Origin of the sequence: Methylomonas sp. DH-1, from assembly GCF_046097555.1 — a bacterium.
Taxonomy (GTDB): domain Bacteria; phylum Pseudomonadota; class Gammaproteobacteria; order Methylococcales; family Methylomonadaceae; genus Methylomonas; species Methylomonas koyamae.
The window spans coordinates 2351076-2365043 of record NZ_CP143089.1; the positions used below are offsets into that span (position 1 = coordinate 2351076).

The 13968-nt window shown below is 54.9% G+C and carries 16 protein-coding genes; 14 read left to right on the plus strand and 2 right to left on the minus strand.

Annotated elements, in window-relative coordinates; translation table 11 throughout:
* Nucleotides 1-73 precede the first annotated feature (73 nt).
* The 14 genes from ccmA to VXJ35_RS10940 all read left to right on the plus strand — a co-directional run bounded on the left by ccmA (nucleotide 74) and on the right by VXJ35_RS10940 (nucleotide 13223).
* Nucleotides 74-706: a cytochrome c biogenesis heme-transporting ATPase CcmA gene (ccmA, locus tag VXJ35_RS10875; protein ID WP_064021569.1), complete on the plus strand. Its 633-nt coding sequence runs from the start codon at nucleotides 74-76 to the stop codon at nucleotides 704-706.
* Nucleotides 697-1371 (plus strand): heme exporter protein CcmB, encoded by a 675-nt coding sequence (gene ccmB, locus VXJ35_RS10880; RefSeq protein ID WP_054759646.1) that lies wholly within the window; start codon nucleotides 697-699, stop codon nucleotides 1369-1371. Before ccmA ends, ccmB begins: the two co-directional genes overlap by 10 nt.
* A complete protein-coding gene (locus VXJ35_RS10885; RefSeq protein ID WP_064021570.1) occupies nucleotides 1371-2132 on the plus strand; it encodes a heme ABC transporter permease in 762 nt (253 codons plus the stop codon). Before ccmB ends, VXJ35_RS10885 begins: the two co-directional genes overlap by 1 nt.
* Nucleotides 2129-2296, plus strand: coding sequence for a heme exporter protein CcmD (ccmD, locus tag VXJ35_RS10890; RefSeq protein ID WP_054759641.1), 168 nt, complete (start codon nucleotides 2129-2131; stop codon nucleotides 2294-2296). The genes VXJ35_RS10885 and ccmD overlap by 4 nt, the downstream gene beginning before the upstream one ends.
* Nucleotides 2293-2727: a cytochrome c maturation protein CcmE gene (gene ccmE / locus VXJ35_RS10895; protein ID WP_054759639.1), complete on the plus strand. Its 435-nt coding sequence runs from the start codon at nucleotides 2293-2295 to the stop codon at nucleotides 2725-2727. The genes ccmD and ccmE overlap by 4 nt, the downstream gene beginning before the upstream one ends.
* Nucleotides 2724-4670 (plus strand): heme lyase CcmF/NrfE family subunit, encoded by a 1947-nt coding sequence (locus VXJ35_RS10900; RefSeq protein WP_064021571.1) that lies wholly within the window; start codon nucleotides 2724-2726, stop codon nucleotides 4668-4670. Before ccmE ends, VXJ35_RS10900 begins: the two co-directional genes overlap by 4 nt.
* Nucleotides 4667-5197, plus strand: a complete 531-nt coding sequence (locus VXJ35_RS10905; RefSeq protein WP_054759637.1) for a DsbE family thiol:disulfide interchange protein — start codon at nucleotides 4667-4669, stop codon at nucleotides 5195-5197. Before VXJ35_RS10900 ends, VXJ35_RS10905 begins: the two co-directional genes overlap by 4 nt.
* Nucleotides 5194-5649: a cytochrome c-type biogenesis protein gene (locus VXJ35_RS10910; RefSeq protein ID WP_064021572.1), complete on the plus strand. Its 456-nt coding sequence runs from the start codon at nucleotides 5194-5196 to the stop codon at nucleotides 5647-5649. Before VXJ35_RS10905 ends, VXJ35_RS10910 begins: the two co-directional genes overlap by 4 nt.
* A complete protein-coding gene (gene ccmI, locus VXJ35_RS10915; protein ID WP_064021573.1) occupies nucleotides 5646-6860 on the plus strand; it encodes a c-type cytochrome biogenesis protein CcmI in 1215 nt (404 codons plus the stop codon). Before VXJ35_RS10910 ends, ccmI begins: the two co-directional genes overlap by 4 nt.
* Nucleotides 6860-8239, plus strand: a complete 1380-nt coding sequence (hemN, locus tag VXJ35_RS10920; protein WP_197496090.1) for an oxygen-independent coproporphyrinogen III oxidase — start codon at nucleotides 6860-6862, stop codon at nucleotides 8237-8239. Before ccmI ends, hemN begins: the two co-directional genes overlap by 1 nt.
* Nucleotides 8240-8499: 260 nt before the next feature.
* Nucleotides 8500-10731, plus strand: a complete 2232-nt coding sequence (locus tag VXJ35_RS10925; protein WP_064021575.1) for a PKD domain-containing protein — start codon at nucleotides 8500-8502, stop codon at nucleotides 10729-10731.
* A gap of 348 nt (nucleotides 10732-11079) precedes the next feature.
* Nucleotides 11080-11331: a hypothetical protein gene (locus VXJ35_RS10930; protein WP_231914894.1), complete on the plus strand. Its 252-nt coding sequence runs from the start codon at nucleotides 11080-11082 to the stop codon at nucleotides 11329-11331.
* Nucleotides 11332-11738: 407 nt separating this feature from the next.
* Nucleotides 11739-12242, plus strand: a complete 504-nt coding sequence (locus VXJ35_RS10935; protein WP_064021577.1) for a sigma-70 family RNA polymerase sigma factor — start codon at nucleotides 11739-11741, stop codon at nucleotides 12240-12242.
* Between the two features lie 6 nt (nucleotides 12243-12248).
* On the plus strand, nucleotides 12249-13223 hold the full coding sequence (locus tag VXJ35_RS10940) for a FecR domain-containing protein (protein ID WP_064021578.1): 975 nt from the start codon (nucleotides 12249-12251) through the stop codon (nucleotides 13221-13223).
* A gap of 6 nt (nucleotides 13224-13229) precedes the next feature.
* On the opposite strand, the gene VXJ35_RS10945 is transcribed toward VXJ35_RS10940, so the two are convergent.
* Entirely contained in the window at nucleotides 13230-13535 is a 306-nt protein-coding gene (locus tag VXJ35_RS10945) for a type II toxin-antitoxin system RelE/ParE family toxin (protein ID WP_064021579.1), read from the minus strand.
* 13 nt (nucleotides 13536-13548) lie between these two features.
* Nucleotides 13549-13794, minus strand: a complete 246-nt coding sequence (locus VXJ35_RS10950; RefSeq protein WP_064021580.1) for a type II toxin-antitoxin system Phd/YefM family antitoxin — start codon at nucleotides 13792-13794, stop codon at nucleotides 13549-13551.
* Nucleotides 13795-13968: the final 174 nt, after the last annotated feature.

Sequence of the window (13968 nt, forward strand, 5' to 3'; positions counted from 1 at the left end):
GGAAGCCGGCCGCGGTTAGTGTTAAGATAGCGCCCCTCTTATTTCTCGAACCACCGGACCTAGGAACAGTTGAATGGATAACTTGCAACACGCGGCGCTGGAAGTCAGGGATTTGTCCTGCTTTCGCGACGAACGCTTGTTGTTCTCGGCATTGAATTTCGAGGTGCAGGCCGGGCAATCGCTGTTACTGGAAGGGGCCAACGGCAGCGGTAAGACCACGCTGTTGCGTATCCTGTGCGGATTGCGCGAAGCCGATTCCGGCCAAATCATCTGGTGCGGGCAGCCGGCCGAGCGAAGTTCCTATTATCGGGATATGGCCTACGTCGGCCATGCCGACGGCACCAAAAAGGAATTGACGGTGTTGGAGAATCTTAACTTTGCGTTGGCGTTGGGCGCTCCGGGAAAATACCGAATCGATGAAGCTCTGGACAAAGTCCGGCTGGCCGGGTTCGACGACAATCCGGTGCACACCTTGTCGGCCGGACAAAAACGGCGCCTGTCTTTGGCCCGGCTGTTGATTACCCAAAACCTGTTGTGGATACTCGACGAACCTTTCACCTCATTGGATAAACACGGTATCGCCTTGATCGAATCGTTGATTGCCGACCACATCGGCCACGGCGGTATCGCCGTCTTGACCTCGCACCACGATCTGCGCATGGCGGACCTGAATCTGAAACGTATCCATCTGCAAGCATGTCATTGATCCGCGCCTTTCTGGCCATCATCCGCCGCGATTTATTGTTGGCGTTTCGGCGCCGGGCCGAAATGGCCAATCCGCTGTTTTTCTTCGTGTTGGTGGTGACCTTGTTTCCGCTGGCGATCGGCGCCCAGCCCAATTTGCTGCAAGCGATGGCGCCGGGCGTAATTTGGGTATCGGCCTTGTTGGCGACTTTGCTGTCTTTGGACAGTTTGTTCCGCAGCGATTTCGAAGACGGCTCGTTGGAACAAATGCTGCTCAGCCCGCATGCCTTGTCGGTGTTGGTGTTGGGCAAAATCGTCGCCCATTGGTTGGTTACCGGGCTGCCGTTGTTGCTGGTGGCACCGCTATTGGCCCTGTTTCTGGGATTGCCGGAGCAGGCGATGGGAACTTTATGGCTAACGTTGATCTTAGCTACTCCGTTATTGAGCCTGATCGGCGCAATCGGCGTCGCGTTGACGGTGGGTTTGCGCCGCGGCGGCATGCTGTTGTCCCTGTTGGTATTGCCGTTATACGTACCGGTGCTGATTTTCGCAAGCGGCGCGGTCGACCGTGCGGCCGGCGGCCTGCCGGTCGGCGCCCAATTGAATATTTTGTTGGCGATGTTGCTGGCGGCTCTGGCCCTGGCTCCCTTGCCGGCTTCCATTGCGTTAAAAATGAGTGTTAATTGATGTCCTGGATACCTGCGCCGGTCAGCCGGTTTTTTCATCGTACTTCCTCGCCGCCGCATTTCTACGCGCTGGCCGACCGCTTCATCCCTTGGTTGACGGCCGTTTTTCTGCTGTTGCTCGGCGCCGGCTTGTACGGCGGTTTATACCTGGCGCCCACCGACTACCAACAGGGCGACAGTTACCGCATCATTTATATTCATGTCCCCGCGGCCTGGATGTCGTTGTTCGTCTACGCGATGATGGCGGTAATGGGCGGCATTGCCCTGATTTGGCGGATGAAACTGGCCGAGGTGATGTTGATCAGTAGCGCGCCGATCGGGGCCGGTTTCACCTTCGTCGCGCTGGTGACCGGCTCGTTGTGGGGCAAACCGATGTGGGGTACCTGGTGGGTATGGGATGCCCGCCTGACTTCCGAATTGATCCTGCTGTTTCTGTATTTGGGCGTGATCAGCCTGTACGGCGCGATCGAAGACAAACGCAGTGCGGCCCGGGCGGTGTCCATCCTGGCCCTGGTCGGCGTGGTCAATATTCCGATCATCCATTATTCGGTGGAGTGGTGGAATACGCTGCACCAGCCGGCGACGGTCAGCAAACTGGATAAACCGTCGATCCACGTCTCGATGTTGGTACCGCTGTTGCTGATGGCGATAGCATTCAAGTTTTACTACCTGATTGCGGTGTTGCAGGCGGCCAAACTGGAATTGCTGAAGCGGGAAACGGCGTCGCAATGGGTGAAAAATATGTTGGAGAAACAAGCATGAGTTGGGACAGCTTTTGGTACATGGGCGGTTACGCCGCCTATGTCTGGCCGGCATACGCCGTTACGGCGCTGGTGTTGGCGGCGAACGTGGTGTGGCCGGTCTGGCAACGCAAACAACTCTTCAGGCAACTGGCCATCAAACAAAAACGCGCGCAATCCAAATGAAACCGATCCGCAAACAGCGTCTGCTGTTAATCCTGTTAATGTTGGCCGGCTTAGGCCTGGCGGCTTTTTTTGCGTTGAAAGCATTCAACGAAAACCTGATGTATTTCTTCTCGACCAGCGACGTCGTCGCCGGCAAGGCGCCGAACAACGCCGTATTCCGCCTGGGGGGCATGGTCGTCAAAGGCAGTGTGCAACGGCCCAATGCCGACTTGCTGGTGCAGTTCAAACTCAGCGATTTCAGCCAGGAAGTTACTGTCGAATATTCCGGCATCTTGCCGGATTTGTTCCGCGAAGGGCAGGGCATCGTTGCCAAAGGCCGCTTGGATAACCGCGGCGTATTCGTTGCCGAAGAAGTGCTGGCCAAGCACGACGAAAATTACATGCCGCCGGAAGTCGCCGGCAGCCTGAAAAAACCGGCGGCGCAGCCATGATCCCGGAAATCGGCCATTTCGCGTTGATCCTGGCGCTATGCATGGCGTTGGTGCAAGGCACGCTGCCGATACTCGGCGCCGGCAAGAAAATTAGCGGTTGGGTACACGTCGCCCGGCCGGCCGCCTTCGGCCAGTTGGCGTTCATCGCGCTGGCCTACGGCTGTTTGACCTATGCCTTTATCAGCCACGATTTTTCGGTGGCCTACGTGGCGCAGAATTCCAACACCGCCTTGCCGTTTTTATATCTGATCTCCGGGGTGTGGGGCGCGCACGAAGGGTCGTTGCTGCTGTGGGCATTGGCCCTGTCGATCTGGACCGGATTGGTCGCCGGTTTCAGCGCCCGGATTCCCGATCCGACCCGAGCGCGAGTACTGGGCGTGATGGGCTTGGTCAGCGTCGGCTTCATCCTGTTCCTGTTATTGACCTCGAATCCGTTCGAACGCCTGTTTCCGGCACCGGCCGAAGGCCGCGACCTGAATCCCTTGTTGCAGGACCCCGGCTTGGCGATCCATCCGCCGATGCTGTACATGGGCTATGTCGGCTTTTCGGTGGCCTTCGCGTTTTCGATTGCCGCTCTGCTGGAAGGTCGGTTGGATTCGGCCTGGGCCCGCTGGTCGCGGCCTTGGACCAACGTGGCCTGGATGTTTTTGACGCTGGGCATCACGCTGGGCAGTTGGTGGGCCTATTACGAATTGGGCTGGGGCGGCTGGTGGTTTTGGGACCCGGTCGAGAACGCCTCGTTCATGCCCTGGCTGGTCGGCACCGCCTTGATCCATTCCTTGGCCGCCACCGAAAAACGCGGCGCATTCAAGACCTGGACCGTGCTGCTGGCGATTTTCGCCTTCTCGTTGAGTTTGCTTGGCACCTTTTTGGTGCGTTCCGGCGTGTTGACCTCGGTGCATGCCTTCGCCAGCGATCCGGCCCGCGGTTTGTTCATCCTGATCTTTTTGGGCGTGGTAGTCGGCGGATCGTTACTGCTTTATGCGATCCGCGCGCCGCAGGTAAAAAGTTACGCCCGCTTCGAATTGGTGTCCAAGGAAACGGTATTGTTGGTCAATAACGTGTTGTTGGTCGTTACCGCCGCCAGCATTCTGCTCGGTACGCTGTATCCGTTGGTGGTCGATGCGCTGGGTTTGGGTAAATTGTCGGTCGGTCCGCCGTATTTCAATGCGGTGTTCATCCCGTTGATGGCACCGTTATCTCTGGTGGTGGGTGTCGGCGTGCTGCTGCGCTGGAAAAGCGACGACATCAATGCGCTGGGCTTACGCCTGCGCGGGTTGATTGCCGGTTGTATCGGCATCGCTTTGCTGGCACCTTTGGCGATGCCGTTTTACTCGTGGGGCGCCGCGTTGGGCGTGGCGCTGGCCTTGTGGACTCTGGCCGTCAGCGCCTTTGCCTTTAAACAACGCCTGCAAAGCTGGTCCTGGCAACGCCTGAAACAAATTCCAGCCGGCTTTTACGGCATGACCGTGGCCCATCTCGGGATCGCGGTGTTCGTGATCGGCATCAGCTTCACCTCGGTTTACAGCATCGAACGCGACGTGCGGCTGGCGCCGGAGGAAACTCTGGATTTGTTCGGTTACGTGTTTCAATTTCACGGCGTCACTGCCAGCGAAGGCCCGAATTACCGCGCCGAACAGGGCCATCTCAGCGTCAGCCATAACGGCGAAATAGTGGCCGAATTGGCCCCGCAAAAACGCGTCTACCGGGTGCAAACCATGCCGATGACCGAAGCCGCTATCGATGCCGGAATTTTTCGGGATTTATTCGTGGCCTTGGGCGAGCCGTTGGGCGAGCAGGGCGCCTGGAGCTTGCGGGTTTATTACAAAGCCTTTATCCGCTGGATTTGGCTGGGCGGCGTGTTGATGGCGCTGGGTGGAATGCTGGCCGCCTGCGACCGCCGCTATCGGTTGCCCAACAAACAAACCGCTGAAAACCGATGAAATATATATTGCCGTTACTGCTGTTTATCGCCTTGTCGGTATTTTTGGCGATAGGGTTGAAACTGAATCCGCGAGAAATTCCGTCGCCTTTGATCGATAAACCGGCGCCTGCCTTTAAGTTGCCGATCCTGGCCGCGCCGGAGCGGACTTTGAGCCAAGCCGATTTGCAAGGCAAAGTCTGGCTGCTGAACGTCTGGGCGTCCTGGTGCGTGTCGTGCCGGGAAGAACATCCGCTGTTGAACCAATTGGCGAAGATGAACAAAGTCACGTTGGTCGGCTTGAACTACAAGGACCAAGCCGACGCCGCCCAGGCCTGGCTGGCCAAGCAGGGCAATCCTTACAATGTCAGCGTGATGGACAGCGACGGCCGCACCGGCATCGATTACGGCGTTTACGGCGTGCCGGAGACTTTTGTTATCGATAAGCGCGGCGTCGTGCGTTACAAACATACCGGACCGATTCAACCCGGCGATCTGGAAAAACTGTTTTTACCGCTGATTCAACAGCTCGAGGCGGAAACCGCATGAAATATTGGTTTATCCTAATTTTATCGGTGTTTGCGGCTCAGGCCCGCGCCGACATCGAATACCGCGACTTCAAACAACCGGAACAGGAACAGGCTTACCAGAGCCTGATCAACGAGTTGCGTTGTCTGGTCTGCCAAAACCAGACCATCGCCGACTCCAACGCCGATCTGGCCAAGGATCTGCGCCGCCAAGTCTACGAAATGCTGCAACAAGGCAAGTCGCGCCAGGATGTGGTCAACTTCATGACCGAACGTTACGGCGATTTCGTCATGTACAAACCGGCCTTCAAATTAAAAACCTTTTTGCTCTGGCTGGGGCCGGTATTGTTCTTGTTCGCCGGTTTGGCCGTGGTCTGGACCTTGCGCGCCAAGGGCGCCGGCGCGGACAAGGCCTTGTCGGCTGCCGAGCGCGAGAAATTAAAAAAAATTCTGGAACAGGGTGACGACGCGTGACTATCGAATTTTGGCTGGCAATTGCCGGCTTATTGGCCGTGGCGTTGGCCATTCTGTTGCCGCCCCTGTTCAAAACCGCTCCGCTGCACGACGCCGACGGCGAACAACGCAATAAAGCCATCGCCCGGCAACAACTGGCCGAACTGAAACAACAACTGCAGGACGGCATCCTGTCGCAAAGCCAATTCGACGCCCAATACCAGGAACTGCAACTGGCCTTGTTGGACGAAATTCAGCAAGACGCGCCAACCCAAGCGCCGGCCCGCTCCGCTAGCGGGCGCTGGGCGATTCCGTTGGTTGGCGTGGCGCTGCCGTTGCTCAGCTTGTATCTCTATCTGACGCTCGGCGAGCCGGAAGCCACGGCCAAGGCCGAACTGGCCCAAAACCAGGCCAAGGCAGCCGACAACGTACAGAATATGGTGGCGGCGTTGGCGCAACGCCTGCAGCAACGGCCGGAAGACCTGGAAGGCTGGATGATGTTGGGCCGGGCTTATCTGTACATGCAGCAATACGATAACGCCGCCCAAGCCTTTGCCGAATTGAACCGGCGTAAACCCAACGATCCGGCAGTGATGCTGCATTACGCCGATGCCTTGTCGATGGCGCGCAACGGCCAGATGCGCGGCGAACCGGCCGAATTGGTCGATCAAGCGTTGAAGCTGGTGCCGGAAGACCACACCGCTCTGTGGTTGGGTGGCATGGCCAAGGCTGAGGAAGGCGATTACGGCCAAGCCATCGCCTATTGGCAAAAGCTGGCGGCGATGTTGCCCGAGCAGGACGAAACCAAACAGCAATTGCAAAAAATGATTGCAATGGCCGAAGCCGAGCAAGGCGCAGGTACTGCCTCGACAGCCGCGGCGCCGGTCGAGATCAAGGTCGATGCCGGCCTGGCCGCCGAACTGAAAAGCAAAGCCGATCCCGCCGATACGCTATTCGTCTACGCCCAAGCCGTGAACGGACCAAAAATGCCGCTGGCCATCGTCAAAAAACAAGTCAAAGACTTACCTTTGCAGACCGTACTGAACGACAGCATGGCGATGCAGCCGCAAACCCATCTGGCCGATTTCAAGCAACTGCGCATCGTCGCCCGTATTTCCAAGTCGGGTAACGCGATGCCGCAGCCGGGCGATCTGATCGGCACTGCCGAAGTCAATCTGGACGGTTCGCAGTCGGCAGCGGTTAACCTGACCATAGACCGGGAACTGAAATGATGGACCAATCGATTCAATTCGACCTGGACTTGATCAAACGCTACGACAAGTCCGGTCCGCGCTATACCTCGTACCCGACCGCGCTGGAATTGCACGAAGGCTTCGGCGAGGCCGAGTACCGCCAACACATCGAAAAATCCAACGCCGCCGGCGGCCCGCTGTCGTTGTATTTGCATATTCCGTTTTGCGATACGGTCTGTTTTTATTGCGCCTGCAACAAAATCGTCACCAAGAACCGTGCGCATGCGGTGCCTTACCTGGACAACTTGTGCCGGGAAATCGAAATGCAGGGCGCGCTGTTCGACCAGAATCGCCCGGTCAACCAATTGCATTGGGGCGGCGGTACGCCGACGTTTTTGAATGCCGAGCAAATGCGGCGCTTGATGGACACCACCCGCGCTCATTTCAACTTGCACACCGACGATAGCGGCGAATACTCCATCGAAGTCGATCCCCGCGAAACCAACGACCGCACCATCGCCGAATTGCGCGCATTGGGGTTCAACCGCATCAGTCTGGGCTTGCAGGATTTCGATCCGGACGTGCAAAAAGCCGTCAACCGGCTGCAAAGCAAGCAGCAAACCTTTGCGGTGTTGGCCGCGGCACGTCAGGAAGGCTTCCGCTCGACCAACATCGATTTGATCTACGGCTTGCCGCTGCAGACCGTGCAAAGCTTTGCCGACACGTTGGATCAAATATTGGCCTATGCACCGGACCGGTTTTCGGTTTTCAATTACGCGCACATGCCGAGCCGGTTCAAGGTGCAACGCCAGATCGACGAAGCGGCCTTGCCGTCGCCGGCGACCAAATTGGAGATACTGCAAATGGTCGGGCAAAAACTCACCGATGCCGGCTACGTCTACATCGGCATGGACCATTTCGCCAAACCGGACGACGAACTGGCGGTGGCCCAGCGCCAAGGCAAGCTGTACCGCAATTTTCAGGGCTATTCCACCCATTCCGATTGCGATTTGGTGGGGCTGGGCGTGACCTCTATCGGCCGGGTCGGCGACGCCTACATGCAAAATTACAAGGAACTGGACGAATACGCTGCGGCCATCTCGCAGCGGAAATTACCGGTATTTCGCGGCGTGGATCTGGACGCCGACGACAAACTCCGGCGGGCGGTGATCACCCAGCTGATTTGCCATTTCGAACTGAGTTTCGAAAAAATCGAACGGGAATTCGATATCGTCTTTAACGACTATTTTGCCGCTGAACTGGTAAACCTACAGCCGATGAAATCGGACGGTTTGTTGGATCTAACACCCGCAGGCATTCAAGTATCGAGCGCCGGCCGCCTGTTGATCCGCAACATCTGCATGGTGTTTGACAAGTATCTGGCGCAGAAGCAACAACAATTCTCCCGAGTCATCTGACTCATTTCGATTCCACTTTTGCGGACATTTCGGTCGAGGCTATCGAGCCTCTCCCGAATATGATTTTCATCGAATCTTAACGTTTTCCCTAGGTTTTCTTTCATTTTTCATCTGTAGATTCGGGGTCTTTTTGATCCGACGCGATAACGCGCGATTGTTTGTATCTGCATGCCGAAAGCCCGGAAATATCCCGCTTTACCTGTGGCGATATCAGGCCGTTACAACGCGCATGCTGCCGATTCTATAAATAAGGAAATCCAATGCCATTAGCCGCTTCCCTGATTGCCGCCAATCTTTTAACTGCGCCGCTCTATTTCCCGACCCGCGAAGCCGCCGAAAAAACGCTAGTCGGCTATAACTACGGCTTACGACTGCTCGACGATGGCCGCTACCAAGCCTTCGTGTCCGGATTGAACGGCTCCGGCCAGCAAAATACTATTGGGACTCAAGCGGGAGACGCGTTGGTCCAGATCTCGGCTGGGGCAGGGGGAACTGAAGCCACCGAAATGCCTTTTCCGAAAGTGACGCTTAAAGAAAAAGTCAACGGTCAGGCGGCGATAGAAGCTTTAGGCGACCAATTACCTGCGGTAGCCGAACAATACGGCATGTCGGCCGAGCGTTTGCAATCGATCTTACGCACCGACCCTAGCGCCTGGATCGACCAAAGCGGGCATTTGTTGTACATCGACTCCGAGCATGAGCAGACTGTTATGCCGGACAATCGGATTACGGAGGTTAACCGCGCAAATGCCGCTACTGCCGCGGGAATCGATACGTTTACCGCCACCGCAGCGGCGAATACCGATCCATTTACACTTCACAGCAAACCCGGATCGAACCGTACCGTGTATCTGGATTTTAACGGCTACCAAGCCAGCAACAGCGCTTGGTACAGCGGTACGCTGACGGCCAAACCCTACGATACCGACGCCAACCCGAGCGGTTTCAGCACTGCCGAACAGAACAACATACGCGACATCTGGCAGCGGGTAGCCGAGGACTATGCGCCCTTCGATGTGGATGTGACCACCCAGGAACCGGCGGCCGACGCATTACGGCGTACCAGCAATTCCGATGCCGTGTACGGCGTGCGCGTTGCAGTTACCCAATCGATGCCGGAGCTTTGCAGTCAATCCTGCGGCGGGGTGTCTTACATCAACGTGTTTTCCTACTACTCGTCCAGCAATCCGGACTATTACAACCCGGTCTGGGTATTTTTCGACAAATTGGGCGGGGGCTATCCGAAATACGTGGCCGATGCCGTTTCCCACGAAGTCGGCCACGCGCTGAACTTGACCCACGACGGCACCTCCACCACCAGTTACTACGCCGGCCAGGGCAGCGGCGCTACCGGCTGGGCGCCTATCATGGGGGTCGGCTATTACCAACCGCTGACGCAATGGAGCAAGGGCGAATACCCCGACGCCAACAATCCGCAAGACGACATTGCCGTGATCGCCGCGGCCGGAGCGCCGCAACGCGCCGACGACTTCGGCAACACTACGGCCACCGCGGCACCCTTGTCCGGAACTTCGAGTGCGGTCTTGCAAACCGGAATCATCGAGCGCCGGACCGACGTCGATCTATTTACCTTCTTCACCGATGGCGGCAGCGTGCAATTCAACGCCGTCTCGGGTTCGAGTTCTCCGAATTTGGATATTTCGTTAAAGTTGCTTAACAGCCAAGGCAATACCCTGGTTTCGGCAAACCCGGCCGATGCCTTGTCGGCCACGTTGACGGCAACGCTGGCCGCCGGCCAGTACTTTCTGCAAGTAGACGGTACCGGCTACGGCGACCTAAGCACCGGGTATTCCGATTACGCCAGCATCGGCCAATACCGGATTACCGGCAGTTATCCGAAAAGCTCAGCCACCACGCTCGCACCGAGCGCGATCCTGACGGCCTTGCCGACGAGCGGTAGCGTACCGTTGACCGTCAGTTTCAATGGCTCCGGTTCCGTTGACCAAGACGGTTCGGTTGTCGGGTACGATTGGAATTTCGGCGACGGCAGCGCCAATGCCGCTAGCGCGAACGCCAGCCACGTTTACAACGCGGTCGGCACCTATAGCGCAACGTTGACGGTGACCGATAACAGCGGACTGAAAAGCAGCGCGACGCAAACGATTAGCGTCGCACAAGCTCCGGCGGCAGCAATCGGCATCAAGGTGGGCAGCACCAAACTGACGCGGAGACTGCTTGGGAAAAATAAGGCGCAATGCGTGGCAACGGTCGCCGTCAACGACGGCACGTCGGGCGTCGCCGGCGCCACCGTCTACGGTTCCTGGAGCGGTTCGGTAAAAACCAATTCGGGTTCGACGACGCTGACCGGTGTGGCCTCGGCGACTACCGTTACCACCGGTTCCGCCACTATCGCCAGCGCGAACTTGCCGGCCAACTCTTCCGGCACTTGCGCCTTTACGGTCAGCAAGGTAGTCAAAACCGGTTACAGCTACGACGGCAGCGGCCAAGTCAGCGCTAGTTTTAGTTGGTAGTTGATTGTGAATTGGAGTGGAAAGGCGCTGGGTGAAGCGCCTTTTTATTTAGGGCAGCGCATCAGCGTTTTCCTATCAGACCCGCAACTGATTTCAATTGGTAGTCGGCTGTATATTCTTCGCTATGATTGCGTCAGGTTTTTACAGCTATAAACTGACGCAAACGACCCTTAGGAGACGCCCAGACATATCAAATTCAAAAGTGTTTGCAGAGCCGATTTGATAAAAGCAGACGCTCAAGGTTGTGCTTCTTGGAAGATCAATAGAGTGCTTAGCCACCAAATTACTATGTGAACTTCGCGCCTCCTCGCCATCAGTCGTTAATTCTCGGCTCAGGTGTTGCAACAAATGGCCAGCTTCAGAAGCGAATACGATGAATTTCAGGAATCGACCTTCGAAAGCAATTCGGATGCCTTCGTTGCTTTTGTGGTGGCCAACACCACCAGCGATCCGGCCAATGCCATGCAGCGACTGTTGCCAAACTTTTTCGGCCGTCCTGCGCTTTACGGTAAAACTTTCGTTGCAACACTGGATCAGCAAGGCAAACCGGCTTCGGTGACAATCCGTTCAGTCAGCAAGTATATACAGCTAAATTTTTGAGCATAAGAGCGCGTTATCCAACCGGATAATGGCGCTCCTTTTTGCGATTGCCAGTAAGGCATTTCACCTAATTTTTCATAATGAATAGATTATTTAACACAGCTATCGTTTGTGGCTTTGCATCATCAACCCCATTAACGTTGATGTTTTAGCAGAAAATATCATTTCTACTATTGCCTAACCAATTGTAAAAAATGCTTAATTTCAATCCAGCACTTTAAAGTAATGCTGATAAATTTGTTTTGGAATATTTTTTGCTAAATACTTGAGTTTTTTACTAAAAATTTAATCCGTCAGAGAACACAAAATCGGCAATCTTTAGGATGAAGCGAGGCAAGCAAATTTATGACCATCAGTCTGCGTATCGCTTTGAGAGTACAACCTTTAAACATGAATAGGGGTTATTAATGGCGACGGAATTGCTGACGAATGAAGCCCTGTCCCAGCTATACCGCGAGCATCACTCCTGGCTGCTCGGCTGGTTGAACAAGCGAGTGCAATGTCGCTTGCAGGCCGAAGATCATGCGCAAGACACTTTTGTGCGGGTGATGGCGTCGGGTCGCTCGCCGGATTTAAGCGAACCCAGGCCCTATCTCGCCACCATCGCAAAAAATCTACTGATAAACCACTTGCGCCGTACCACGCTTGAACAAGTGTATCTGGAGCGCATTTCAGCACTTCCTGAAGCCACTGCGTTGTCAATGGAGGAAAATGCCCTTATTCTGGAAACCCTGCAAGAAATTGATGAATTGCTTAATCGCTTACCAGAAAAGGCACGTAAGGCATTTTTTATGTCCCAGATTGATGGACTTACCTACATTGAAATCGCCGAAAAACTCGGCGTCAGTGATCGTATGATCAGAAAGTACATGGTACAAGCCATGGCGCTGTGCTTGAGCGTGGAGTTCTGACAGTATATGTCTTCCGGAGGTCGGCAAAAGATCCATCCTCGTGTCGTGGCGGAGGCCGCTGAATGGTTTATGGTTCTAAGCTCTGGCAACGTTCGCCCTGACGAAACCGCGCAATGGCAAGCCTGGTTATCCTCGCACCCGGACCATCAATTGGCTTGGTCCAGAGTCGAGTTTTATACCGACAAATTTAAATTACTCCCACCACAGGCCGCCTTTGCCGCTAGCGAAGCGTTAAATGCGCCCGATCTGACTCGAAGACGCATGCTGTTGAGCATGGCTCTATTGGGTGTTGCCGGATTGTCGGGCTGGCAGATTTCGCGCGGCCGCTATTGGCAGGAATGGTCGGCCGATCAACATACAGCGCTCGGCGAAAGTAAAACCATAACCCTAACCGACGGCTCCACTGTGGCTCTGGATAGCGGCAGTGCAATTAACGTTGATTTCTCGGTTAATTTACGCAGACTGCAACTGGTTAAAGGGGAAATTTACATCGAAACAGCACCTGATAACGTTGGCTGGAAACGGCCGTTTGTCGTCGATACCTTGCAAGGCAGAGTTCAGGCACTCGGTACACGCTTCAGCGTTAGCCAACACGAAAACCGGACACAGGTTGCCGTGTTTCAAGATGCCGTAGAAATCCAACCCTCTGACACAAATTCCGCCAAACAGACCCTACGCGCCGGCCAACAAGTCCAATTCACATCAAACCACATTGAGACGATCCACAGACACAGCCAGGAAAAACCGGCCTGGACCCAAGGCTTTATCGTTGCCGACGATTTGCCGCTCAGCGAATTTTTGTTGCAACTAAGCCGTTACCGGCCAGGCTACATTACCTGCGATCCCGAGATTGCCGATTTACGGATCATCGGTTCCTACCCGCTGAAAGATACCGACAAAATTCTAGCGTTTCTTGAGGCTAACCTACCCGTCAAACTCACACACCCGCTACCTTACTGGGTTAAAGTCCTGCCGCGCTGATCTGGGTTATGCTTCGTTTTCATCCGGTTTTAAGAGTGCCTCAATGTCGCGGCTACTATGGATTACGCGGATAACCTCAATCCCTGTTTGAGATGGTCTGTAAAAGATCAAATACTCATCCACGGGAAACTGGTATAGCCCGAAATATTCTGCGCGTTGCACCCCCATCAACGGAAAATCGGCCAAACGTTGGCAATGTTGTTTGAGTATGCCCATATACTGGGAAGCGGTTTTGGGTTTATCCAAGGCTATAAAATCACGAATAGCCTTTAGGTCATTGCTGGCTAATGATGTAAACCGCACGATCCCCATGGCTGAAAGCGCCTTAAATCAAATCTTGAAAGACGGTTTCACTGTCCAATAACTGGCCTTGATCGGCTTGTTTAAGCCCTTCCAAAAGATCATTTTGCAAGGCTTGTAATTTCAGTTTTTGGTAGGCCTCATATTCTGATCCAGAAATCAGAACAGCAACGGCGCGACCTTTCTTTTCAATGGTCACGGGAGCCCGTTGCGCCGTATCCAGCAATGCGCCGAAACGGGTTTTGGCTTCAGTCGAGGGAATGGTAATCATGATTTTTTCCGGTAATGGTTAAAATGGCTTATTTGACCATTATGATTACTAGCAAAAGGTTCTGCAAGAAAATACTGCGCTGGCACAAGGCAATGGCTGTAAAAAATCGCTTCAAAACGCACTAAAAATAAAATCATACAAAACAATCAGTTAAAAAATTTATTAAATTTTCTT